Below are 23,870 nucleotides of genomic sequence, written 5' to 3'. Positions count from 1 at the left end.
AGGAGTATCGGTCACAGTCTTCGACGTACCAGCGATCTCACCATCATTGGTGACGGTCACGGTGTAAGCAGAGGTCCACTCACCGTTCTCAGCCGTAGCACCAGCCTGAGCCGAGTCCTTCTTCACCTTGAAAGCAGGATCCTTCGACACAGGGTTACAAGCGTCATTGTTCTCAGGACCATCGGAATCATCTTCCATGGCCACCTTGTTGAACAGACCCTTCTTCGGGTTGCCCTCACCCTCGACTTCACATTCGCCGACCGCTACCCAGTCAGCCTTATCGGCCTCGTAGGTACCAGAGAGAACAACCTCAAACACCTTGTCCTTACCGGCAGCCAGCTTCACACCATCAGTCACCGTAAAGGCACCGTCAGTGATCTCAACAGCTTCGCCATCCACAGTCGCGCCCTCAAGCTTGAAGCCCTCAGGAACCGAAGGAGTATCGGTCACAGCCTTCGAGGTGCCAGCAACCTCACCATCATTACTGACGGTCACCGTGTAAGCAGAAGTCCACTCACCATTCTCAGCCTCAGCACCAGCCGAAGCCGACTCCTTCTTCACACTGAAAGAAGGCTTATTCGCTTCGTTTGTGTAGGTGCAGACGACATTTGCCGGGCCACGATCCGTCGTCTTCGGGATCGTTACGCCGTATTTCTGATCGCCCTCGTCCTTAGGCGCAAGCGATTCAATAGATCCGTTTTGGTACTTGGCCTCGCATTCAAAAGAGGCGTTGTAGTCGTCCAACTTTGAACTGGAGCCATCAGCCATCCGTTCTTGGATAACGTATTCCCGGCCGGAGCGAACAATCACAGGGCCGATCTGTTCCTTTTGGACTCCGTCTTCGTTTCCAGTGGTTTCTGCCGAAGCGAAGTTGCCCTCTTTCGTTGTGTCAGCAGCGGTCAGTGTGAACTGGTCTTTAGCATCGAGGCGGTCGACCACGTTCTTCTTCACTTCAAGAGTTGGCGGGAAGTTACAGGAAGCAAGATCCGTGTTGCGCAGAGTCCCGCCACCGTGAATATTAGTTGTTGACGTTTCAACCTTGAACGTCGTTGGGTCAACCTTAAATGCCTTGGTACCAGTGGCTAGAATCAGCGAACCGTCAGCATCGGCAGCGAGGCTGTTCGCAACACCGTCCGCTGCAGAGATTGATCGAGTTGCAGTCGATTCTGGGGCGACTTCTTTAAATCCGCCCTCGTTGTTGGTCGGCAGTTTCTTTGCCGCCAACGACACGATCTTCACCTCGGAGTTGCCTCCGCTTGCCTGTTTGGCAAGTAGCAAGTGGAAGTTGCCCGAAGAGTCGAACACAATGTCGCCATTCGCATCACCCGTGCCGAACGAGGTGGGCTTCGACTCGACTGGGATTTGCGCAATGTCGCGCAGACGCCCATCTTTCGGGTCGATAGACCTCAGATTGAAGTAAAGGGTATAGCCGCTGGAATTCTGTTTCTGGTGGTAACCACCGAAGTAGTAACGCTCGTCTTCCGGGTTCACCGCACCAGCAATGAGAACTCGGTTCTGCGCAGTCTGACCAAGCTCGACGTAATTGTGTTTGTCGGTTCCGTTCTTAGTCAGCTCAATGCGCTGAGGGTTATTGCCATCTGCCTCGTATTTGAAGAGATCAAAGTTGTTACGGGTTTCGCCCCTCTTAGCCCAAGCGCGAAACGCGTAGAAAGCCTGGCCGTCAGAAGCAACAGCGAGGCCGTTCACATTCTCCTCAAGAGGGGGGTACCCCAGGTTATAACCCGAAAGTGGGTACTGGGTTTTAAGATTGACGTTGCCGTAGTTCGCAGAGCCCGGGTTATCACCCGTATTGATTTTTCTGAGCTGCCCGTTGTCCAGAATGCCAAACGACACGTTCGGGGCACAGACACTCGAGTTGACACTCGCCGGAGCCATGGCGGCGTTGGTTGAAGCCTGATTCTGAGTAGCGAGATTCGCGGCCACCGATGCCGGCTTCGTGCTGTGGGGTGACGCCGGAGTTTGCGCCGCTGTTGCGGATGATGCAACAGCGGGAAACATCGTTACTAACAAACCAAAGCTAGCTATAGAGGCTATAGCCCTTTTCTTTAGCCTCTTGAGCCGCAATTTTTCTTGAGCCACAGCAGTTCTCCTCCATTCAGAACTCGCAAGAGATACACAGGTTCACCGAAGATGAAGGGTACTCGCGAATAAATACACCTACCGGACATTCTAGCTCAAAGCGCGAAGAGGGGTCGCGAGCGAGCGCCCAATCACTCGCCGTTGTCAAAAACTCCCGAAACGTAGCACTGAATTTGCCGACCTCAAGCGGATCTTACAACGCGCAAGCATGACGTTAAATAGTTCTATAGATATCACGGCAAAGGATAGATATTTCCCAAAAAATTTTTCGGTTACATAGACGGACACAGGAAGCACAGCCACACCATCTTCACCCTGCGAATAACCCACCCCCAACCACCGTTAAATGTGTGATGGCGGAGCGAGGGTGAGAAGTCCTCGCTCCGCCATCACGGGTAAGTGTTCGTAAGCACATGTTTGCGGGCTAGCAAAGATAAACTCATGAACACGCTCCACTGATTTCGCTTAGAAAACAGCGGACGGTTAACCACCTAAACACACCCGGCGCATCCCGTCCACTTGAGCACCCCACCTGTTCAATACACGCAATAAAGCCCGCATCATTGTTCAACCAACCAGCCTTATTCAACCGACCGGCGCCCGCATGATCGGGCGAGCTCCTGCTGGACCTGGGCCACACACATCGAGTTGATCGGCGGAGCACGCAACACCTCAACCCAAACCAGTTGCGCAGATAGGATCAAGCCATGACCGGCATCGTGATGACCCCTGAGTTGAGTGCCGCACTCAACCACCTGCAGGCGGGTAATCACGCGTTCATCACGGGCAAAGCGGGCACGGGTAAGTCCACGCTCGTGCGGATGTTCATGGAGCGGACTTCCCGCAACGTGCTCGTCGCCGCGCCCACGGGGATGGCGGCACTCAACGTGGGCGGGCTGACGCTGCACCGCCTGTTCAGTTTCCGGCCCGGCGTCACGGAAGCGATGGTGCGCTCGCCCCGATACTCGCCGGCGACGCATCGCGATGTGCTGGAGCGGCTCGATGTCCTGGTCATCGACGAGGCGTCGATGGTGCGGGCAGATCTATTCGACGCGGTGGCGGCCGCGCTGGAACTGTATGGCCCGCGGCCCGGCGAACGGTTCGGCGGGGTTCAGTTGGTTCTGGTGGGTGACGTGTATCAGCTACCACCCGTGGTCAGCCCGAGCGAACAGACCCTTTTCGAGCAGGACTACGAAAGTCCTTATTTCTTTTCCGCTAGGCATTTCCCGGAAGGTTCCTTCCCGGTTTTCGAACTCACTCACGTGTTCCGGCAAGAGCACGGCTCCCGGTTCACGGAGCTACTGAACGGTGTGCGCGATGGGTCTCTAACGCAACGCAGCCTCGCGGAACTCAATGAACGCGTCGACCCTGGGTTCTCGCCGCCGGCCGATGAGCCGTGGATGACGCTCACGACCACCAACCGCATGGCGGACGCCGCGAACCGTCGGGAACTCGCCAAACTCAAGACCGCCGCGCTGACCTCCGAAGCCGAAACCGTGGGCGACCTGACCGGTTTCGACCCGCCTGTCCCCCACGAACTCGAGTTGCGGGTTGGCGCGCAGGTCATGATGGTGGTCAACGATCCCCTGGACCGCTGGGTCAACGGAACTCTCGGTGAGGTCGTGGACCTCGGCTGGGACAAGGACGGCGAGCCCTGGGCGGCCGTCGCGACACCCGGCGGCGACGTGTTCATCACTCGCCCGCACACGTGGGAAGTCCTCTCCCCTGTCGCGTTGGAAACCGGCCGGCTTTCCAGTTCGGTTCAGGGCACGTTTCGGCAACTTCCCATGCGGCTCGCGTGGGCCATCACGATCCATAAGGCCCAGGGCCAGACTCTGGAGCGCGCGATCGTGGACATCCGCGGCGGCGTGTTCTCCGACGGCCAGCTCTATGTCGCGTTGTCCCGCGTGCGGTCGATGGAGGGGCTGGTTCTGCGGCGGACCGTCCTTCCGAAAGACATCCAGGTCGCCCCGTCGCTGCGCCGCTTCTTGCGTTCCCAGCGGGCGGTGGGTGACACCGGTGGCGCTCATGGTGGCGGGGCTGATGACGATGGTGGCCTTGCGTTTCTATCGATGGTTACGGTGGGCGATGCGGGGCGCGGATGGCGGCCGCGGCCGCTCGAAATCGCGGTGGTCACCTCGGACGGCGAGGAGGCTTCAACGCTGGTGAACCCTGGCCGGGATCTGGGGGATGCAGCGTCCACGTACGGTATCGACGCGGACATGCTCACGCTCGCACCCGATGCGGCGCAAGCGTTGACCGCGCTCGGTTCGCTTCTTGAAGGTCGAACCGTGGTCGCCGCGAATGCGGATACGGCGCGCGGGCTCATCGAATTCGAGCTCCGCCGACTCGGCGTCCTGGAACACATGCCGCTATTCGTTGATCTAGGCGGCGAAGCCGGCGTCAGCCACCGGACGGCGAGCGCGGGCCTCACCACCTCGGGAAACGCTGGCGCACTCACCCTTGCCCGCGAACTCGCCCGCACCCACCGCGGACTCACCCCGGCCCCCACGCACGAGGATCCTGACCCGTGGACCGCGTGGGAACACACCATATCTACGGGCTATCTCCTCACCCGTGCCTCCACAGATCGCGATGCATCCGGAAATCTCACAGCCGCCGGCACCGAATCCCTTGCCTTCACACCCGCGGGCGGCCGGTTGACGCAAGCCCACATCGACCACCTGGCGGCCCGACTCAAGGGCCGCACGCTCGGGCCGGCAACAGCGAAACTGAAACGCGGCATCGAAGCCGAGTACGGCGTCGTGATCCCATACGAGGCGCCGCAAGCCGGCCCCGCGCTCGCGGACGTTCTGAAGCCGGGGGCGCGGATCGCGTTCACGGGCACGATCACGCTCGATGGGAGAACCTGGGACAGGGCCGTGTTCGCGCGGTTTATTGAGGGGCGCGGATTCGTTTCAAGCGCCAACGTCACGAAAACCCGGACCGACCTGCTGGTGCTCGCGGACGTCAACAGCGAATCAGGGAAAGCGAAAAACGCGCGGAAATACGGGACACCGATGGCCTCACTCGCGGACTTCCTCACCGCGCTGAAACAGTAGAAAGCTGGCGCAGTCGGATAGCTAGCTTGCGTTCGCTTCGGCGACCTCGGCGTCCGCCTCCGGCGTCACGGCTTTTTCGTAGCGCCGCACCCCAAAGAATGTCCAGAAAGCCGTCACGGTAGCCACAATGTAGAGAATCCACGACGTCAAAACCACAGGCCCCGGCCCCACTTCGGTTCGCGCCGCGGAACCTGCACCGTTAGTCGAGAAGAACCACCAGTTAGCGACGATGCGGGACGCGGTCACAGCGAGCGTCACCACCAGCAGGAGCCAGATGCGCGCCAACGGGACCCGCGCGCCGCCAGATCCACCGCCCACGACGTGCCCGCCGCTTTCGCCTCGCGCGCGGCGTTCGTTGTACGCGACGATGAGCGCCACGATAGCACCGCCGATCGCGCCCAGAAAGATCAGACCGCCGAGCGGGATACCGATATACATGAGGGCGCGCCCCACCGCCGCGCCAGGCGCCGACGTGTACACGAAGAACGCGACGATCGCCGTGGGGATCAGGTTGGTCACGAGCGAGCCGACCGTCACCCGCACCGACTTATGCAGCTTCACGGCGCGTGAATCGGTGCGCCAGGTTGAGGCCATGGGTGAACCACTCATGTTCTCTCCTTCGCTTCCCTCACGCTTGCCACACGCTTGCCTCAAGCCAAACATCGGCACCGCCGTTGTCTGACCATTGTAGGCAGGTGAATCCCACAAAACCGTGGAAAAGTTGGCAAGAACACGAACAGTTCACGTGGAGTTCGGTGGGTGCCACGTGGGAGACTCAGAGTATGACTTCTGTATCTTTCACCAGCTCGAATGGTTCTTTTGACGTCCAGACCGGCCTGTTCATCGACGGTGAGTGGACTGCGGCGGCCAGTGGCGCATCGTTCCCTGTTCTTAACCCGGCCACGGCCCAGGAGATCGCGCAGGTGGCCGATGCGGGAGTTGAGGATGCGCGCCGCGCGTTGGATGCCGCTGTTGTGGCTCAGAAGGAGTGGGGTTCTACGACCACGCGTGAACGCTCCGACATTCTCCGCAAGGCGTATGAGCTGATCCTTGAGCGTGCCGATGACATCGCTCAGGTGATTTCCACGGAGATGGGTAAGCCGCTGCGTGAAGCGAAGATCGAAGCCACCGACGCCGCCGAAATGCTGCGCTGGTTCTCTGAGCAGGTTCAGCATCAGACCGGTAACTTCGCGCCGGCCCCGAAGGGCGGCTACCGCATCATCACGACCTATCAGCCGGTGGGCCCGTCCTATCTTGTGACGCCGTGGAACTTCCCGGTTTCGATGGGCGCACGCAAGGCCGGCGCGGCACTCGCCGCCGGCTGCACCGTGGTCATCAAACCTTCTGACCTGACGCCGCTGACGATGTCCCTGTTCGTTCAGATCCTCCACGACGCCGGCGTCCCTGCTGGTGTGCTGAACCTCGTTCCAACCGTTGACGCTCCGGCGCAGTCCGCTGACCTCATGAAGGACGAACGCCTCCGCAAGGTCTCCTTCACGGGCTCAACCCCGGTGGGTACCCAGCTTTTGAAGCAGGCCGCCGACAACGTCATGGCCGCCTCGATGGAGCTCGGCGGCAACGGCCCGTTCCTCGTGCTCTCTAAGGCGAACGTCCGCTGGGCCGCGAAGGGCGCTGCGGGCCTGAAGTTCCGAAACGCCGGACAGGTGTGCATCTCCGCCAACCGCATCATCGTGCACAAGGACGTTGCCGACGAGTTCAAGCAGATCTTCCTCGAGGAAGTCGCCCGCCTACGGGTGGGTGCCGGAACTGATCCGGAGACGACGGTGGGCCCACTGATCTCTGACCGCCAGCGTGACCGTGTCCAGGGCCTGCTGGCCGATGCTCAGGAAAAGGGCGCCACGGTTCTTGCCGGCGGCGACTGCCCAGACAGTGACGGCTACTTCTTGAACCCGACCGTGGTCGAAAACGCCCCACTGGATTCCGATATCGCAACCACCGAGATCTTCGGCCCCGTCGCGTCGCTCTACATCGCTGAATCGGACGAGGAAGCGATCCGCATCGCTAACGACACCCGCTTTGGGCTGGTCGCGTACGTGTACTCGCAGGACATCATGCAGGCGATGCGCGCAGCTGAAGCGCTCGAGGTCGGCATGGTGGGCTTGAACCGCCCTGCCGTGGCTGACCCTGCCGCTCCGTTCGGTGGCGTCAAGGCATCCGGCCTGGGTAAGGAAGGCGGCCACAACGGCATCGAGGAGTACCAGATCGAGAAGCTCATCACGATGACGGTGTAACGCTCTGCATCTGAAGAGAATTGACGGTTCTGAAAAGAAGTACGGGATCTAAAGAGAACTAAGGTGTCTGAAGCAAGTTTCCGGGAGGCACGGCTCGCCCCGCAGCCGGTCGACCTGGTGATTGAAGGTGGCGGGGCGAAGGCTGTTGCGGTGGCTGGCGCGGTGGATGAACTGCGTGCCGCGGGCTACACGTTTGAGCGGATTGTCGGTTGCTCGTCAGGTTCGCTCGCGGGCGCGTTGCTTGCGGCGTTGAAGCATTCGGGTGAAAGTCTCGACAAGTTCAGCGAGCTGGTCACGTCTTTTGATTTCAGCAAGATCCTGGACGCGGGCCCGATCGCGAGCAAGTTCGGCCCGCTCTCCAAGCTCGCCATCCCGTACCGCCTGTTGCGGTACGGCGGCATGCACCCGGGCCGCTACATGAACTCGTGGATCGCCGGTGTCATGAAGGACCTCGGGACGGAGACGTTCGGTGACCTGCGTCGCGATGATTCCCCGTTCGCTGACGAGGACATCACGCACCGCTATGGTTTCGTGACGCTCACGACCGACCTCAGCCAGCGTCGCATGGCCGTGTTCCCGTGGGATGCTGAGGATTACGGCTTGGATCCTGATGAGATTTCAGTGGCCGATGCGGTGCACGCCTCCGCCGCGCTACCGGGCGTGTTCCAGCCTGTTGACATCACTGGCAAGCGTGGCACCGTCACGTTCGCGGACGGCGGTTTGGTGTCTAACTTCCCGATCAAGCTCTTGGCTAATAACGAGGAGCGGGACGCGGACTGGCCGACGATCGGCATCAACATGACCCCGCGCACCCAGGGCAAGCAGCAGCTGAAGTCGGTGCGCAGGCCAATCCCTCAGCTGCGCGCCTTGGGTCAGGTGGTTTTGGAGGGTCGCGAGACCCGCCGCATCGATGACCCGGAGATCGGCCGCAACGTCATCGTGATCGACGCTTCCCCGTACACGTCCGTCAGTTTCAACCTCGACAGCGACGATAACGAGGAGCTCATGGACCGCGGCCGTGAAGCCGTGCGCGACTGGCTCGAAGGCGACGACGCGACAGGAACCGTGCCCGAATGATCCCTCCCTCCGACGCCGCTGCCGCATCTGACTCCGCGCCCGGCAACGCCGCTTTCGACGCTGCCGCCGCCGTGCTCGCCGGCGCCAAGCGCGTGCTCGCGCTGACGGGCGCGGGTATCTCTACCGCATCGGGCATCCCTGATTTCCGTGGCCCGCAAGGCCGCTGGACTCAGGACCCTGATGCGGAGCGGATCTCCACGTTGTCCTGGTACCTGGGTGATGAGGCTGTGCGGCGTAAGGCGTGGCAGGTGCGCGCGGATTCGGTCGCGTTGAAGGCGAAACCGAACCCGGGGCACGACGCGCTGGTTGCGTTGGAACGCACGGGCCGGCTTGCAGGGATTGTCACGCAGAACACCGACGGCCTGCACCTGGTTGCGGGGAACTCGCCTGGGCTGGTGCATGAGATTCATGGGAATCAGCGCCGCTGGCGGTGCGAAGATTGCGGCGCGGAGGGCCCCATGGCTGACATGGTCGCCCGCGTTCATGGCGGCGACACGGATCCGCGCTGCCCCGAGTGCGGCGGGATCACTCGCGCGACCGTGATCCTGTTCGAGGAAGCGCTCGATCAGGACACGATGCAGGCGAGCATCGAGCTCGCTCAGACGTGCGATGTGGTGCTTGCGATCGGCACGAGCCTCACCGTGTATCCGGTGGCCGGGCTGGTTCCTTTGGCTGCTGAGAACGGCGCGAAGGTCGTGATTATCAACGCGGAGCCGACGCAGTTCGATACGTTCGCCGACGCCGTCGTGACCGAACCGATCCAGGACGTGCTCCCCCGCCTCGTTGAGGCCCTGCCGTAGCCCTACCCTAGAGAGGCAGGGCTACGGCGTTTGCTGTTAGGCGGCTGATTATTCCGTGCGGAAGCTCAGTTCCTGATCCCCTACCCACGGCTCTTCGACCTTGCGGTAGGTGCCGTCCTTGAAGCTCTTCTCGAGCCAGTCGTCCACTGCTTTCTTGAATTCGGCGTCACCCTTAGGCAACATGAATGCCTTATCAAACTGGTCGAATGGACGATCCGGGTTAGTCGCGCACAGCTCCGGGTACTTCTCGTCGATGTACAGCACTTCGGCTCGGTCAGTCGTCATGACGTCAGCGTTACCTTTGACGATCTCATCGAAAATCGTCTTGTTGTCGTGAGTTTTCAGGGTGCCTTTCGGGTAGTGCTTCTTCGCGAACACCTGATTGGTCCCGCCCTCCGGCATGATGCTCACAACGCCTGGCTGGTTAATCTGTTCGATCGTCTTGTACTTATCCTTGTCCTCGCAACGAGCGATCGGCGTCTTGCCGTCCTTGAGCAGCGAGGAACTGAAATCGACTTTCTTGGCGCGCTCATCATTGACGGAGATACCGCCTACCGCCATGTCACATTTGGCGAGGAAATCCGGCATCAGGGTCTTCCATTCGGTACCCACGAATTCCACTTTGACATCTAGATCTTCAGCGAATTTCTTAGCTAGATCAACGTCGATTCCGCTGAACTCGCCGTCCTTTTCTATTGTGAAGGGCGCATAGTCTCCCGTAGTGCACACGGTGAGCACGCCTTCCTTCTTAATGGCAGCGAGCCTGGATTCTGCAGTCTTCTGTTCGGCAGACTGCGTTTGCGACGAGCTTTCCTGTGCCGTGTTCTGTTCTGACTCGGATGCTGTTCCGCAACCGCCCAAGGCTCCAATAAGAGCTGCTGCCGCGGATGCTGCGAACACTGCACGGATGTTTTTCTTATGATGCGATGATGTGATGTAGCTCATGCCGGAACTTTACCCGGCTAGGCAATACAGCTGTCAACAGGCCACAATGGTGAGTTAGAAATTAAGTCACCGCTGTAGTTCTGGATGGAATAATGTCTGAATCTTCCCGTCATGATGAGGAAGCGACGCAGAGTTTCCCAGCGTCCCCACCTCCTCCTGGACCCGAGGACGAAGCAACACAAGCACTGCCCGCCGCGCCCGAAGCCACCACCAACGCGGCCCCTGCAGTACCGCCCGCACCGTTGCCACTTGATGCGTTCCATGGCGCAGGCCTCGACGGCACCGACGGCCACGGCACCGCTTTCCAGGACGCTCACTTCCAGAGCGAAGAGTTCCCCAACGAGGACACCACGCACGGCGAGACCATCGACGACGCGACGTTCACCAACCACACAGCGTTCATCACGCCTTCCCCTTCCGCTGACCACACCGCGTTCATCGACCCGGAACCGAGCAGTGAATACCAGAGCCTCGACAGCGAAATGTGGTACCAGGACGCGCCCGCATCGTTCGATCCGGCAACCTACTCCGCCGTCAACGCACCATCCGGTGGCCCCTACCTAGACGACTCCACCGATGCGGCCTGCGCCACCAGCGTCGGCGCAGGCGTGACCGCGGCAGGACTCATCGCCGCGACCCACAACGAGGCCTCCCCCGCACCGTCCCGCCGTTCCGCATCGGGCCGCCCGTCATCCAAGCGCTCGTCAGGCGGAACCGGCAAAAACATCACGATCGCGGCAGTCCTAGCGGCAATGCTCGGTCTCGGTGGCGGCGTGATCCTCGGCAACACCCTGCTCGCGCCAGACCCGACGCGCTCGGATGAATACATGAAGCTGTCATCCGAGAAATCTCAGGTTGACTCGCAGGCCGCGAAAGGCGAGCAGAAGCGCGAGGAACTCGAGCAAACCATCGCGTCCTATAAAGACGAAGAAAACGGCCTCAACGCTCAGCTGAAAGATCAACAGAAGCAACAGAAAAAACTTCAGGAAGATCAAACCAAACTGAAGAAGGACCAAGAGCAACTCAAAAAGGATCAAAAGAAGCTCAAAAAGGACCGCGAGAAACTCGACAAAGATATCGAGATCGTCTCGCGGCCAGGCAAAAGCAGCGGCCAATGGGAAATTGGCGAAGACATCCCCGAAGGCAAGTACCGCACGAAATCCAGCGTCAGCGACCGCTGCGTCTACGCCGTCTACTCAGACTCCGCCTACTCCAAGGTGAAATATTCGCGTGTTATCGACAGCGGGACCCCACGCCTGACCCTCAAAGAAGGCGAATTCTTCAGCTCGATGGGTTGCGGCAGCTGGGTCCGCGACACCGACTAACGCGACACCGACGCCTAACCAGCAATCGGCACGCACCAAAAAGGGGTTGCGCTCAGGTCGAAAAACCTGAGCGCAACCCCTTTTATTCCGCGCTTCCCCGTTATTCAGGCTTCTAGGAGCTAGGAATACAGCTCCTTGAACTCGCCTTCAAGCACAACGTCGAGGAATTCGCGGATCACTACCATCTCGTCCTTCGCAGAGAACACAACCTCAGCAACCGGAATCTCGTCGATCTTCTTACCGTGCAAGCGGTCCTCACCCACCTGGGCGCGCTGATCCACCACGGTCTGGCCTCGCGTGACCTCGTCAGCCAAAGAAATTTCGATGCGGTGCTCCGAGCTCACAAACATCTCCGGATGCACTGCGGCCACTACCGCGCCAGCGTCACCGATCAGCGAATAAGCCTGCGGCTCGTCCTCGTCATCGCCGTACGTGAACCCAGCGATGCCACCCAGAGCACGGGCCACCGGGTGGTCCGAAGCCTTCAAGCCAGCCACCACATCGTCCGGGATAGCGACATGGTTGAACACATCCAAGCCGTACATCACCAGCGGCACACCAGACTTCACGACGATGTCCGCGGCCTCAGGGTCATGCCAAATGTTGAACTCAGCAACCGGGGTCGCGTTACCCACGCTCGCGGAGCCACCCATGAACACAATCCGTTCCAGGTTCTCCGTAACCTCAGGGTGCATCCGCAAAAGCAGCGCAAGGTTCGTCTGCGGAGCGCACGCGATCAACGTGACCTTCTGCTCCGACTCCATGATGGTGCGACGCATCAGCTCAACCGCGTGCTCAGCGACCGGGCCACGGGTCGGCGCAGGCAACTCAACACCACCCAGGCCATCGGCGCCATGCACATACGACGCGTCACGAGCCGGCGAATTCAACGGCGCCACAGCACCCGCGGCAACCGGGATGTCGCTAGCACCCATCAGGTCCAGGATCTTCACCGTGTTCTCAACAACCTGCTTGAGCGACACATTGCCAGCCACAGTGGACACCGCACGCACATCCATATGCGGGTTACGCACCGCATACATCAGCGCCATCGCATCATCGATGCCGGTATCAACATCCATCACAACAGGGAACGTAGACATGATCCTCCTCAGCTCAACGCCTTCAATAGGTTAGGAGTGGTTCTTGCTAGATGTGGTTCTTGAACGGACTACTTCTTAGCGATCATCGCGGCAGCGATCTCTTCGATACCCAGGTGGTTACCCAGGCCAAGTTCGCGCGCGATGCGGGCCGCAGTTGGACGCTGCAAGCGGCACTCAGCCAGCACATCGTCACGAGCGAAAACCTCACCCGGGGTGCCGTCTGCCTGAATCTTGCCGTGAGCCATCGCGATCACGCGATCGAAGGAGTCAGCTACGAAACGCATGTCGTGCGTAATCGTGATGACGCCGATGCCGTCCTCATGCAAGCGGTCCAGCATGAGCTGCAGGATCTCGAGGCCACGGCCGTCAAGACCCGCGGTCGGCTCGTCAAGAATCACGAAGTCAACACGCGGAACCAGCACTGCCGCAATCGCCACGAACTTCTTGATAGCGAACGGAAGGTCAGCAGGGTTATCGTCAACGAATGGACGGATACCCGTCATCGAAATAGCGCGCTCCAGGCGCTGCTCGGTGTCCTGCTTACCCCACTTTAAGTACTTCGGGATGTACGCAAGCTCCGAGTACACATCCGACTGGAACAACTGGTCATCCGGGTTCTGGAACACATACGCGACCGTCTGCGCCATCTTCGCGTTCGTCATCTTCGACGTATCAGTACCGTTGACCAAAACGCTGCCGCTCGTCGGCTTGAGCAAGCCGTTCATGAGCTTCACCGTGGTGGTCTTACCAGCACCGTTCTGACCCACGATCGCAACCCGCTCACCCGGAGCGATCGACATGTTCAGACCGGACAAAACCGGGGACGCCTCGTCATACGCGAAGGCGACATCCTTCAACTCAATCGACATCAGTTGTCACCTTCACCCTTCACAACCGAACCGCCAACCCACGCGAACGCTTCCAAAGCCTGCTCGCACGTGATCGGCAACGGATCAACCGCAACACCCGCATCACGCAACGCAAATGCAAGCTGCGTGACCTCCGGACGTGGGACATCCGCATCGACCAGCTCCTGCGAAGCGAACACCTCACGCGAAGGGCCAGCAGCCGTCACGCGGCCCGCCTCCATCACGATCAGCTCGTCAACGTACTCCGCGAGCAAGTCGACCTTGTGCTCAACCAGAACCAGCGTCTTACCGCGTTCCTTGAGCTGGGCAATAATCCGGAAAACCTCCTCCGAGGACTCCGGGTCAAGCTGCGAGGTCGGCTCATCGATCACAATGAAATCAGCGTCCATCGCAATCACAGCAGCGAACGCGACCTTTTGACGCTGACCACCCGACAAGCCATTCGGGTCCTTCTCCAGCAACGGGAGTAGATCCATGCGTTCCGCAACCTGCAGAACACGGTCAACGATCTCTTCACGCGTGCACCCCAGGTTCTCCAGGCCGAACGCGATCTCCTCAAACACCGTCTCACGCACACCAGAGATCTGCGTGAACGGGTTCTGGAACACGTACCCGATCCGGCGCGACAACTCAGCTGGCGACCACTCTTCAAGCGAACGGCCCCACAACAGGACCTCGCCGTCCAGATCACCCGAGTGGAAGTACGGGATCAAACCACGCATCAGCGAAGCCAGCGTCGACTTACCAGCAGCGTTGCGGCCCACCACGCCATACAGCTTCCCAGGGGCCAGCTCAAGGTTCACGCCATCCAGCGCGCGCTCCTGCTGATGCGTATATGAAAACGAAACGTTCTTCAGCTCAACAATGTTCACAAGAACCCCTTACAGGACCACAGCCAGGACGATGGAGCCCACCGCGATCACCAATGAGACCAGCAACAGAAGCCATTGCCCCACGCCAACCTTCGGCAGGTAAGACAACTGTGAAGGCTTCTCCGGAACGTTGAACGCACGCGCATCCAACGCGAGCGCGCGCTCCTCCGTCTGACCGATCGCCGCAAGGAACACGGGGGTGATGATCGGGAAGAACGCGGCAACACGACGGAAGAAACCGCCCTCCATCTCAATACCGCGAGCCTTCTGCGCATCCACCACAACCTTCGACATCTTCTGAAGATCAGTGATCGACTGGAACGAAGACAACACAACGTAGGTCGAACGCGAAGACAAACCAACGCCCTGCAACGCGAGCATCAAGTTCTTAGCTGGAACCAGCTGGAAGAACAGCGCCAAAGCGCCACACAAAGACATTACGACGAGGGTGAAGCGTGCCGCTGCAGCGATCGAGGTCGTAGAGAGGGCGAGGTTTTCGCCCCAGCTCCAGTAAACGGTCGCGCCTTCCTCCGGCGCGATCAAGAACACTCGCAGAATAAACAGGACTGAGCCGACACCCAAGAACAGCTTGAGATACAGCGGGATGAACTGCTTGGCGCGGCCAGCGAGTACCGCGATCACCACGAACACAACACAGCCGACGGCCGGAGCCAAAACCGGCCACGGTAGCGCGATCGAGGCGACCGCAATAGCCACCAAGAACGCGAACAAGATCAGTGGGTTCAGGTCGCGGATCGGGTTACCCAAGCGATACGGCTGGGAATAACGGTCCAAGTAGTACGCACGCAAGTCCTTGATCTGCGCCGCTTGAGTCTGAGCTTTCTGAGCCATACCGATCACCGACCCAACGTCAATTCGCCAGGATGCTTCTGTTCATCAGCCAACGCATCGTGCGTCTTCTGCGGCTTCAAATACCTGTCACCCAACGGCAACTTCACCAACACGCGGGTAGGCATCCGCAAAATAATCAGCCACGCAATGAACGCAGACGGAACCTTATCGATGAAGTCCAGCGGCATCGAAGCCAAGAACACAGCCGCGGTTTCACCCACACCGACCGAACGGAGAATACCGGTCACCCAGCCAACACCGGACGCCGACAAACCACCGAAAACCCAGATGGTGATGAGCGATCCGATGAAACCACCGATCAGCGCAAAAATAAGCGCCGCAAACGCAACATGGAACACGTTACGGAACCAGCCGACCCTAGCCAGCCAACCGGCTGCCAGACCAATCAGAACCGACACAATCGCGTACGGCACCAACGTCGGCAACGTGATCGCATTGATCAAGTTCGTCAACAAACCAACCAACGCACCCGGCAACGGCCCACAGACCGCACCCACCAGGATGGTTCCGATCGCATCCATATACACAGGCAGCTTGAGCAGAAGAACAATCTGCCCAGCAATGAAGTTGATCGCAATCCCCAACGGGACCATAAACAGCGTCAACTGCCCATACTTGCTGCCATGTGCAGCGAACCTTTGTATAGCGGGCATCAGATGACCTCGCTCCCACTGCGTCGCATCACGCTCGTAGATCCCTTTCAGTAAGGAACCGCGATAACCACGGCCCCTATCCCACTAAATTACGTGGGAAGCGCCGATGCAACAATCCCTGACGCTGAGTGTCTAGCTCAGATTGCTGTCTGGCGGCGCGGTCAAAATAGTACCGCACAACGAACGAAACATAGTCATGAAAGCAAACGGCGGCCCAGAGTCACATAACTGACTAGTGACTGGACCGCCGTTTACGTGTAGCTTGGGCGCTTACGCCGCCTTCTGGAAAATCACGGCACCATGAGCCTGCTCAGCCTCATTGCTGATCGAGAGGTCGATGCCCTTACGGTCACGAATCATCGACACCGCAACGAAACCGATCACCACGAAGACCAACAAGTACCAAGAAATCATGGTGGTTGAGCCGGTCGAATCGAAAATCGCCTTCGCGATCATCGGCGAGAACGCGCCACCGATAATCGCGCCGATCGCGTACGAAACCGAAACGCCCGAGAACCGGACGGAAGCCGGGAACATCTCCGAATACAGCGCCGACTGCGGACCATACGTGAGACCCAACCCAACCGAGAACAACAGCAACGCGAGGTACAGCATCCCCAGCGACTTCGTCGAAATCATCGGGAACACCAAGAACACAGAAACACCCAGGATGATGAACCCGATCTGGTACGTACGCACCCGGCCAATCGCGTCAGCCATGAAACCAGAGATCAACGTGAACACGAACCAGAAGAACGAACCCGCAGTCACCGCAAGCAGCACATCTGTGCGGTCCATACCCAGCGACGACGTCGTGTAGTTAGTGATGAAGCCGCCAGTGGTCATGTAGCCAGACGCGTTGTTACCTGCGAACACCAGAGCACCCAAAACCACGAGGTACCAGTACTTCTTGAACAGCTGCACCAGCGGCATGTGGATCTGTTCCTTGCGCTCTGCGATCTCCTGGAACACAGGGGACTCATCAACAGAACGGCGAACCCAGTAACCCAAGAACACCAACAGGAAGGACAGCAGGAACGGAACACGCCAACCCCACGTGTTGAACGCCTCCTCAGTCGGCGCGATCACACCCGTCATGAGCGCCATCATGCCCGAAGCCAACAACATGCCCAAAGGAACGCCCAGCTGCGGGACAGCACCAGCAAGACCACGACGCTCACGGCCAGCGTGCTCGACCGCCATCAAGACAGCGCCGCCCCACTCACCGCCAGCGGAAATACCCTGCAGGATACGCATCGCCAGCAACAACAGCGGAGCCGCGACACCGATCGCCGCATACGTTGGGATCAAGCCGATAGCCGTCGTCGCGCCACCCATCAACAGCAGAGTGATCACGAGCATCTTGCGGCGGCCGAGCTTATCGCCGTAGTGGCCCGCCAAGAACGCGCCCAAAGGCCGGAACAAGAACGACAAACCGACCGATGCGAACGCGACCAGCTGCGCGCCAGTTGCACCCAGCGGCTCAAAGAACTGATGCGCGAACACGAGCGCTACAGCGTTCGCATAAATAAAGAAGTCGTACCACTCAACAGTGGTACCCACGAGCGTCGCAAACGCAACGCGCGACCGGTTGGTACGAACAGCGGCATTAGACATCGCTGATTCCCCTCACAAAATCCACGGGACGGCAGGAAGTGTTGCCGCCATCGTAGACCGAGTGTGAGAGATCACAGTAAGTCGTGCTGGATTATGACGCGGATTATGAAAAATCGGATGTCACAAACAATAAAACCGGTTCAGCGTTCAAACCACGGATTAGTGCATTTCAATGTCCCGCTACCCTTCGGGATACTCTCGAGCGATGCGACACCGCCATATTTGATCCCCAACGCAACATCCAGAATCCCGTTGGTCCTGTCCGGCTGCAACACAACCTCAGACCCCGGGATCTGATTCTGCACAGCCAACGCCGCCGCAGTGTCATCAGGGCCCGCATAAATCAACGCAACTGACTCGGCCGTCTTCGTATCCAACGTCGCATTACGAACCGTGCGAACATCAAAACCCCGCTCACGCAGGGTATCCGCAACCTCCGCCGCGATACCCTCGCGCGGCGAAGCGTTAAAGACGTTCAAAGAAACATCAGCGGGCTCCGCCGGAGTCAAAGGCCACACCGGGCAGACGACCGCAGGGTTCGGGGCGCGGAAATCCGGCGTCCACGTGCCCCGTTGCCACCACGTGAACCCGAGTGCCGTACCGGCAACACCGATCGCAACAAGGCCAGCCACAACCCACGCGCGAGACCGCCGAGCAATCACTCGGTCTTCATCGCTAATCAACGAAGGTAGCGGCTCCGAGGCAACCGGGCGACCTTCAGCGCTACTCTCCGGCGCGTCGGTATCCGACGTCACCGCAGGCTTCGCGGCAGACTCAGCGGCAGGTTTCGAGCCAACGTCCTTGCTACTCATGCGCCCCGCCTCCTCACCGGTGTCCCATCGGAATACATCGCGTCCAAATCAAGCACACGAGCATGCATCACCTCACGGCGATACAACGCCGTGCGCAAAGCCCGGTGCAAGCCATCTTCGAGGTACATCTCGCTCTCATATTTGACCACGTGAGGGAAAAGATCCCCATAAAAAGTCGAATCCTCACTCAACAACTGAGCCAGATCCAGCTTGTCTTTCGTTGTGATCAAATCGGCCAACCGCACCTGCCGTGGAGGCACTCCAGCCCAGTCGCGAGACGTGTTCAACCCGTGAGCCGGATAAGGGCGAGAACTGCCGACAGCCTTAAAAATCATGGTGCTTCAAACATTACGCGAGAACCCGCGCAAAAACTCAGCACAGCCACCCAGATCACGCAGTCCTTTTAACAAACATGTGGGCCTCAGCACCATCGATGCTGAGGCCCACACGAAAGATCAATCAACCATTACTAGTTCTGACCGTTAGGGTTCTGCGGCTGGCCGCCCTGGCCATTCTGGCCTGGCTGACTCTGCTGTGGAGGCATCGGAGCCTGACCGCCCTGCTGACCAAACTGACCTGGCTGGCCCTGCTGCGGAGGCTGTGGCGCCTGGCCACCCTGCTGGCCGTAACCGTAAGGGTTCTGCTGCGGGTACTGCTGACCCTGCTGCTGCATCTGCTGTTGCATCTGCTGCATGCGAGCCTGCGACTCCTGGCGGCGCTGCTGAGCAACCTGACCCAGCTGCTGGAAGTTCTGAGGACCCTCCGGGATACCAACGTTGATCCAGCTGAGCAACGTGCCTGGCAGGAAGCCCATCGACGCCGGGACAACGAAGCGAGCCAGAACCTCGATGATCGCACCGACCACGGCCAGCAGTATGAAGTTCCAGCCGGCCAGGCCAAGGCCAGCCGACATGTCGCCATTCTTACCCGTGTACATAGCGAACAGCATGAACAGGCCACCTGCCGCGTAGATGGCAGGCAAGCGCCACATCGCGTGCATTGGCGCTGCGGCCTGACCGCGCGCAGCCCAGCGGATAGCGAAAATCACCAGCGCGATGATCGAAACGATAACGCCGATAAGCACTTCCCACCACTGGTACGTGCTGTATCCGAATGCGCTCGCGTAGCCGTTGGACAGCGAGCCGAGGTAGATCGTGTTGAAGAAGCTGAAGATCACGTTCGGAACACCCGCAAGGATACCCACGAAAATCAGGCCCTTCGGTGCGAATTCTCCGGCGGCGAGGACGCCGATGAGGCCCAAGATGAGCGCGAACACACCAGCGAAAGCGAGGTGTTCAAGCAACAAGCGCACACCAACACCAATGTTGAGCTTGTCCGGGATGCCCTTCGGAGAGAGCAAGAACCACACAAGACCACCCACGGTCACCAGCGTGTACACGGCGCCACCGAACGAGCCGGCCCATGCGCCGCTACCTTCGCCAGGCGCCCACGCGAAGATCGCGGAAAGAATAACCAGAACGCCCCAGAACGCCAGGCCGGAAGCGGAGGCGATCACGAGCTTAGCGATCCAGTTCGACACCATCGTGGTGGAACGCAACTTGCGGCCGAAGAACCACATCGCAATCAAGGTGAGAACCGAGATCGTGAGCGGGATGACCGCCAGGGTGGCTCCACCGTAGTGGATCGCGTTACGGAAACCCGCTGCTGGCAAATGCATGAACGAGAAGAAATTCGCATGCATGAAATCCCGGAAGCTGGCGCCTCGGAAACCGAAAGACATGTCTTCGTCGTAGACGGCCCAGAAGAGGAAGCCGAAGATCAGCGACGAAACGACCGCGGCACCAGCACCGATGCCGAGCACGGTACCGAGCTTCTTGTAGACGTCCTTCGAGATTCCCTGGAATGGGCTCGGCTTAGGCGCCTGCTGAGGACCACCTTGCTGATAGCCGCCCTGCTGAGGGTAACCACCCTGTTGCGGATAGCCGCCTTGCTGTGGGTAGCCGCCGTACTGATTATTCTGTGGCTGCTGCCCGCCGCCCGGCTGCTGCGGCGGTTGCGGAATATTCTGTTCCGCCATGATCCACTCCTCTAGGTTTAGCGAATGTAATCGGGATTACTCCTTGAAACACGATATGCCAAAAAACAACCTAAAGACCGGCTAGCGGCAAATTTTCGCTAAATTGCTACAAAAATCGCTGGTTCGGTGCGGTGGAACAAGCTTTGAAGCGGCGTATCCTCGCGATGCACGCCATCTGGAAACCCGCGAGTTAAAGCGGAAACCCCCGGAATCTCAACGATCCCGGGGGCTGCAAGCGGAGGATGGGGTGTTTGGTTTCACGACATCGTTCACCCCTCACCACCACAACCAACCCACAGATGTGCCACGACACCCTTCCAACCATGTGTCACGACATCGTTCATCTATGTGTCAGGACATCGTTCACCCCAGGACAAGGCGCGACCGGTTCGCCCGCCTAGCTCACGTCATGGCGGAGGCTGAGCGGTGACTTGCGACACCCGGCGGCAACGAGCAACAGAAGCAGCGAAACAGAATAGCCCCGGAGAGCGCCGCATCCGCAAGGCAAGAAGAGCGTTTCGTGGTAGCCCTTGCGAAGCCTGCAAAACGGAACGATGTCCTGACACATCACCAGAAAAAGCGGAACGATGACCCGACACATCAAAGCCCCAGAGCATAAAAAATGTCGGGACACCGTATGAACGATGTCCCGACACATTACAAAGCGGAGGATGGGGGAATCTCCACCTAATCGCTTTGATCCCTGTAATTACGCGGAATTTGAGAAGCCCGTTAAAGCCGTGTCCTATAGGTGTCCTAGTTTTGACACCATTCAGGGCCGTTTAAAGGCTCAAGAATTACACCCTGTAATAATCAGTCACTGACTACGGCGAACGGGAAAACAGCCGGGGAGATATCGCAATGCTGGCGGGGGGCGAAATGGTGAGACGGTAGGGAGCGGGTACCCCCTGGGGCTGTTCTGTGGTGTTCTGAACGGCTCGTTATCGTGTCTGCTTGTCTAGTGTTTCTTGTGACGTGTTACAGCGTTAGGGGCGCTCGCCGTGCCCTTGGTTGAGGCGAGATCAAGCGGTTCTGAATGTGTGGTTGTGTAGTTTGTGTAGCCGCTTGCTTATCGTTCCTTGAAGAGAGAGTTAAGGGAGCTATAGGCAACTGCCTACACTTCTTACACGGTTCCCAGTCTTCCGCCGTGATGTGGGAACAGAAAAGGCCCGGCCTGTGAGTGATGTTCTGTCGCCGGTTGCTTAGTGGAATGTTCGCCGTGTTTATGTGAGGCCGTATCTTGGGCGGGTTCAACCACAGTGGCCGGTTCTAGTTACGTTGACGGTGTTAGGCGCTCGCCGTGTAACTGCTGCCTGTCTATGGACATGGAAAGACCCGGGCTAAGGCTTCTTCTGTGTTCCTTAGCGCCGAGTCTTCCCGTTAGTGGTTATGCAGTTGTCAGTTCTCTAACCCCTAGAAGTGTGTTGACAAATTGACAATTGCCCTTCCTTCCCAGTGTTTACGCGGAAAATAAATGTCAGCAGTTCCGAATGACAATTAGTGACAATTTGACAATTCCCCTTCATCGGGGCTGTTCCTTCTCGGCTGTCTCGTTGGATATGTCAATTTGTCATCATTTGTCAGTTAGGGGCTGTGACAATTCCCTTCCCAGTGTTTTCAAGGGATGCACCGGGATATGTCAATTTGTCAGGGGGTTTCTAGGTTTATAGATTCAATGGTTCCTAAGACACGGGGGTTCACGGCGAACACCGGCGACTTACGGCCCGGCCGTCTTAGCTGTTCGGTTTCAGCAAGGTACCCGTGTTCTTCCAGTACTCGTAGAACCTCCAGGGCGTCATGAGACACCTTCAAGTTTGAACTTCTCATGATGTCCCTAGCTGTGACCGTAGGGCGCGCGTTTTGCTTGATAACTGCAAGGACTCGTTCAGCATCGTCTAGTTCAGTCTTTCCCTTCCTGATGCGGGCTACTCGCTTATGCTGCTCGGCATAGTAAAGGGCTATCTGTTCAGCGGCGCTCATAGCTTCATCGGATATTTCTGAACTAACCCGGCCGTGCTTCTCTATCTCATGGCTAACGTGTAGAAGCGCGGCAATTCTTAAGGTGGTCCCTCCTAGCTTGGCACCCCAGCCCTTCATAAGCGGATCAAACGACCACACCCCGCCGGTTTCTGTCATCGGGTAAATACTGTCCTGAAACACCCTGAAACGTTCAGCCGCTTCGTCACTTAGCTGCAGCTCTACCCGCTCGCTAATCTTTCTGCAGTATGTAGCAATTGCTTTGAGGTGTTGGCTGTACCAGTCCGTTAGTTCTTTAGGCATCCGTTGATCTGTTTCTCGCTTGCCGATCACCTCGGAAGGAACTGAGATAAGGAACCGTTCTAATACGCCTTGCGTTCCTTCCCCTAGCTTTATGAATAGGTCCCTAAGAGAAGCCGGCTGCAGGAAGATTAGAAGCGTCAACGCTAACCCTTCAGTCGGTACCGGGTCCCGGCCTTTACGGTCGATAGTGATCGCATCACCTGAATAGCCGGCTGTAAGCATGTCAACGTTAGGGGTTCCGCCGTTATAGCGGCCTAAGAAGGTTCCTAGAACACCGCCTTCAGCGGCGATAATCGCTAATGCTTGCCCGTTCGTGCTTGCTAGGTCTGGCACTCTCTCAGGCGTGATCTCTCCAGTGATAAGGCGCGGCATCGTTGGCACCGGGGTGTTATCCAGTCTTTCGCTTGCCGCCCTGTATTCAGCTTCAGATTCAGCGTTCCCGTTCTTCGCTTTATCGAGAAGTGTTTGAACCTGTCTTTCGAGTAGGTCCCTGTCACGTCTAGCCCGGTTCACTACTACTTGAGCTTCTTCCTGTAGCTCTGCTTCTAGCTCTCTGAGCGGTTGAGTGACGGCCTTCTCTACCGGGGATTTACGGGTTCCCGGCTCACTGACTATCAGTGTGTAAAGGTTGACCTGTTCCTTGCTTCCGTTCCTACGGCACGCGATAAAGCGGCCTTGTACGGCTGTTGAGAGTGCCCCCAAGATAGCGGGGCCTGTCATCTCGTCTTTGACTTGTATATAAGCGCTAACGGCCTTCAGGAACTCGCCTAGACGTGTTGGCAGCCATTCAGTTGGGAAGCTTGGCACTTTGCTTGAGGTGTTGAGTGGTTCCGGTTCTCTCCAGCTGATCCATTCCCCGGCATCGTCGATGAACGGGTTAGTCATGCGTCTACCCCCTCGAATGCCTCACCGCGTCCGGCTCCACAGTTGAAGCAGCGGGGGGCGTATGCCGCGGTTAGTGCTCGTTCTACGGTCTCTTTATGCTGTGTCGAGATACGGACGTGCATAGCGTCCCACCATGCGCCTAGATACAGTTCTTTCTTCTCGGCTTCCCTCAGCGGCGCTAATTCTCTTCTCGTTTCACGAACACCGATCAGATAGCCTTGCCAACGGCCTAGGTCTTGAGCGCCTGAACGTATCGCTTCAACTTCAGCAACCGTGAGGCTACTTCTAAGGCTGTTAGCGTTCCTGC

18 protein-coding genes are annotated in these 23,870 nt (G+C 58.6%); 5 read left to right on the top strand and 13 right to left on the bottom strand.

Annotation, left to right across the window (positions count from 1 at the left end):
- A partial coding sequence (locus tag CAY35_RS07585) for a hypothetical protein (protein ID WP_146191945.1) occupies positions 1-1,707 on the bottom strand: 1,707 nt, incomplete at its 3' end.
- 1,100 nt (positions 1,708-2,807) lie between these two features.
- Between CAY35_RS07585 and CAY35_RS07580 the strand changes: the two genes are divergently transcribed.
- Positions 2,808-5,162, top strand: coding sequence for an AAA family ATPase (locus CAY35_RS07580; RefSeq protein WP_109304027.1), 2,355 nt, complete (start codon positions 2,808-2,810; stop codon positions 5,160-5,162).
- A 21-nt stretch (positions 5,163-5,183) separates the two neighbouring features.
- Here CAY35_RS07580 and CAY35_RS07575 read toward each other — a convergent pair whose 3' ends face one another.
- Positions 5,184-5,771, bottom strand: coding sequence for a hypothetical protein (locus tag CAY35_RS07575; RefSeq protein WP_146191944.1), 588 nt, complete (start codon positions 5,769-5,771; stop codon positions 5,184-5,186).
- Positions 5,772-5,944: 173 nt separating this feature from the next.
- Here CAY35_RS07575 and CAY35_RS07570 point away from each other — a divergent pair, with 173 nt between their 5' ends.
- The 3 genes from CAY35_RS07570 (at position 5,945) to CAY35_RS07560 (ending at position 9,291) form a co-directional block, all read left to right on the top strand.
- Complete coding sequence (locus CAY35_RS07570; protein ID WP_109304025.1) at positions 5,945-7,414, top strand: NAD-dependent succinate-semialdehyde dehydrogenase; 1,470 nt, start codon at positions 5,945-5,947, stop codon at positions 7,412-7,414.
- Between the two features lie 63 nt (positions 7,415-7,477).
- Positions 7,478-8,491, top strand: coding sequence for a patatin-like phospholipase family protein (locus CAY35_RS07565; protein WP_109304024.1), 1,014 nt, complete (start codon positions 7,478-7,480; stop codon positions 8,489-8,491).
- A complete protein-coding gene (locus tag CAY35_RS07560; RefSeq protein ID WP_109304023.1) occupies positions 8,488-9,291 on the top strand; it encodes an SIR2 family NAD-dependent protein deacylase in 804 nt (267 codons plus the stop codon). Before CAY35_RS07565 ends, CAY35_RS07560 begins: the two co-directional genes overlap by 4 nt.
- Before the next feature lie 48 nt (positions 9,292-9,339).
- On the opposite strand, the gene CAY35_RS07555 is transcribed toward CAY35_RS07560, so the two are convergent.
- Positions 9,340-10,236: a transporter substrate-binding domain-containing protein gene (locus CAY35_RS07555; RefSeq protein WP_109304022.1), complete on the bottom strand. Its 897-nt coding sequence runs from the start codon at positions 10,234-10,236 to the stop codon at positions 9,340-9,342.
- Positions 10,237-10,328: 92 nt separating this feature from the next.
- Between CAY35_RS07555 and CAY35_RS07550 the strand changes: the two genes are divergently transcribed.
- Positions 10,329-11,561, top strand: coding sequence for a hypothetical protein (locus tag CAY35_RS07550; protein ID WP_109304021.1), 1,233 nt, complete (start codon positions 10,329-10,331; stop codon positions 11,559-11,561).
- Between the two features lie 119 nt (positions 11,562-11,680).
- Here CAY35_RS07550 and CAY35_RS07545 read toward each other — a convergent pair whose 3' ends face one another.
- The 10 genes from CAY35_RS07545 to CAY35_RS07500 form a co-directional block, all read right to left on the bottom strand.
- Entirely contained in the window at positions 11,681-12,664 is a 984-nt protein-coding gene (locus tag CAY35_RS07545) for a nucleoside hydrolase (RefSeq protein ID WP_109304020.1), read from the bottom strand.
- 68 nt (positions 12,665-12,732) lie between these two features.
- Complete coding sequence (locus CAY35_RS07540; RefSeq protein WP_109304019.1) at positions 12,733-13,533, bottom strand: energy-coupling factor ABC transporter ATP-binding protein; 801 nt, start codon at positions 13,531-13,533, stop codon at positions 12,733-12,735.
- A complete protein-coding gene (locus CAY35_RS07535; RefSeq protein ID WP_109304018.1) occupies positions 13,533-14,405 on the bottom strand; it encodes an energy-coupling factor ABC transporter ATP-binding protein in 873 nt (290 codons plus the stop codon). The genes CAY35_RS07540 and CAY35_RS07535 overlap by 1 nt, the downstream gene beginning before the upstream one ends.
- Before the next feature lie 9 nt (positions 14,406-14,414).
- Complete coding sequence (locus CAY35_RS07530; RefSeq protein WP_146191943.1) at positions 14,415-15,257, bottom strand: energy-coupling factor transporter transmembrane component T; 843 nt, start codon at positions 15,255-15,257, stop codon at positions 14,415-14,417.
- A gap of 5 nt (positions 15,258-15,262) precedes the next feature.
- Positions 15,263-15,931, bottom strand: coding sequence for an ECF transporter S component (locus CAY35_RS07525; RefSeq protein WP_109304016.1), 669 nt, complete (start codon positions 15,929-15,931; stop codon positions 15,263-15,265).
- A gap of 270 nt (positions 15,932-16,201) precedes the next feature.
- Positions 16,202-17,548, bottom strand: a complete 1,347-nt coding sequence (locus tag CAY35_RS07520; RefSeq protein WP_109304015.1) for an MFS transporter — start codon at positions 17,546-17,548, stop codon at positions 16,202-16,204.
- Positions 17,549-17,688: 140 nt separating this feature from the next.
- A complete protein-coding gene (locus CAY35_RS07515) occupies positions 17,689-18,360 on the bottom strand; it encodes a LytR C-terminal domain-containing protein (RefSeq protein ID WP_109304014.1) in 672 nt (223 codons plus the stop codon).
- Positions 18,357-18,695: a type II toxin-antitoxin system VapB family antitoxin gene (locus CAY35_RS07510; protein ID WP_109304013.1), complete on the bottom strand. Its 339-nt coding sequence runs from the start codon at positions 18,693-18,695 to the stop codon at positions 18,357-18,359. Before CAY35_RS07510 ends, CAY35_RS07515 begins: the two co-directional genes overlap by 4 nt.
- A 134-nt stretch (positions 18,696-18,829) precedes the next feature.
- On the bottom strand, positions 18,830-20,398 hold the full coding sequence (locus CAY35_RS07505) for a hypothetical protein (protein WP_109304012.1): 1,569 nt from the start codon (positions 20,396-20,398) through the stop codon (positions 18,830-18,832).
- A gap of 1,647 nt (positions 20,399-22,045) precedes the next feature.
- Complete coding sequence (locus tag CAY35_RS07500; protein WP_109304011.1) at positions 22,046-23,563, bottom strand: YfjI family protein; 1,518 nt, start codon at positions 23,561-23,563, stop codon at positions 22,046-22,048.
- Positions 23,564-23,870 lie beyond the last annotated feature (307 nt).

Source organism: Pseudoglutamicibacter cumminsii (genome assembly GCF_003143995.1).
Taxonomy (GTDB): domain Bacteria; phylum Actinomycetota; class Actinomycetes; order Actinomycetales; family Micrococcaceae; genus Pseudoglutamicibacter; species Pseudoglutamicibacter cumminsii_B.
The sequence above is the reverse complement of the archived record's forward strand: the minus strand, read 5'-3'. Positions and strand labels throughout refer to the sequence as shown.

What these genes read in the sequence shown, in the direction of transcription:
- CAY35_RS07575 (WP_146191944.1), bottom strand. Translation starts at nt 5,771, where the DNA reads ATGAGTGGTTCACCCATGGCCTCAACCTGGCGCACCGATTCACGCGCC.
- CAY35_RS07540 (WP_109304019.1), bottom strand. Translation starts at nt 13,533, where the DNA reads ATGTCGATTGAGTTGAAGGATGTCGCCTTCGCGTATGACGAGGCGTCC.
- CAY35_RS07555 (WP_109304022.1), bottom strand. Translation starts at nt 10,236, where the DNA reads ATGAGCTACATCACATCATCGCATCATAAGAAAAACATCCGTGCAGTG.
- CAY35_RS07530 (WP_146191943.1), bottom strand. Translation starts at nt 15,257, where the DNA reads ATGGCTCAGAAAGCTCAGACTCAAGCGGCGCAGATCAAGGACTTGCGT.
- CAY35_RS07580 (WP_109304027.1), top strand. Translation starts at nt 2,808, where the DNA reads ATGACCGGCATCGTGATGACCCCTGAGTTGAGTGCCGCACTCAACCAC.
- CAY35_RS07510 (WP_109304013.1), bottom strand. Translation starts at nt 18,695, where the DNA reads ATGATTTTTAAGGCTGTCGGCAGTTCTCGCCCTTATCCGGCTCACGGG.
- CAY35_RS07505 (WP_109304012.1), bottom strand. Translation starts at nt 20,398, where the DNA reads ATGGCGGAACAGAATATTCCGCAACCGCCGCAGCAGCCGGGCGGCGGG.
- CAY35_RS07520 (WP_109304015.1), bottom strand. Translation starts at nt 17,548, where the DNA reads ATGTCTAATGCCGCTGTTCGTACCAACCGGTCGCGCGTTGCGTTTGCG.
- CAY35_RS07545 (WP_109304020.1), bottom strand. Translation starts at nt 12,664, where the DNA reads ATGTCTACGTTCCCTGTTGTGATGGATGTTGATACCGGCATCGATGAT.
- CAY35_RS07525 (WP_109304016.1), bottom strand. Translation starts at nt 15,931, where the DNA reads ATGCCCGCTATACAAAGGTTCGCTGCACATGGCAGCAAGTATGGGCAG.
- CAY35_RS07570 (WP_109304025.1), top strand. Translation starts at nt 5,945, where the DNA reads ATGACTTCTGTATCTTTCACCAGCTCGAATGGTTCTTTTGACGTCCAG.
- CAY35_RS07500 (WP_109304011.1), bottom strand. Translation starts at nt 23,563, where the DNA reads ATGACTAACCCGTTCATCGACGATGCCGGGGAATGGATCAGCTGGAGA.
- CAY35_RS07515 (WP_109304014.1), bottom strand. Translation starts at nt 18,360, where the DNA reads ATGAGTAGCAAGGACGTTGGCTCGAAACCTGCCGCTGAGTCTGCCGCG.
- CAY35_RS07550 (WP_109304021.1), top strand. Translation starts at nt 10,329, where the DNA reads ATGTCTGAATCTTCCCGTCATGATGAGGAAGCGACGCAGAGTTTCCCA.
- CAY35_RS07560 (WP_109304023.1), top strand. Translation starts at nt 8,488, where the DNA reads ATGATCCCTCCCTCCGACGCCGCTGCCGCATCTGACTCCGCGCCCGGC.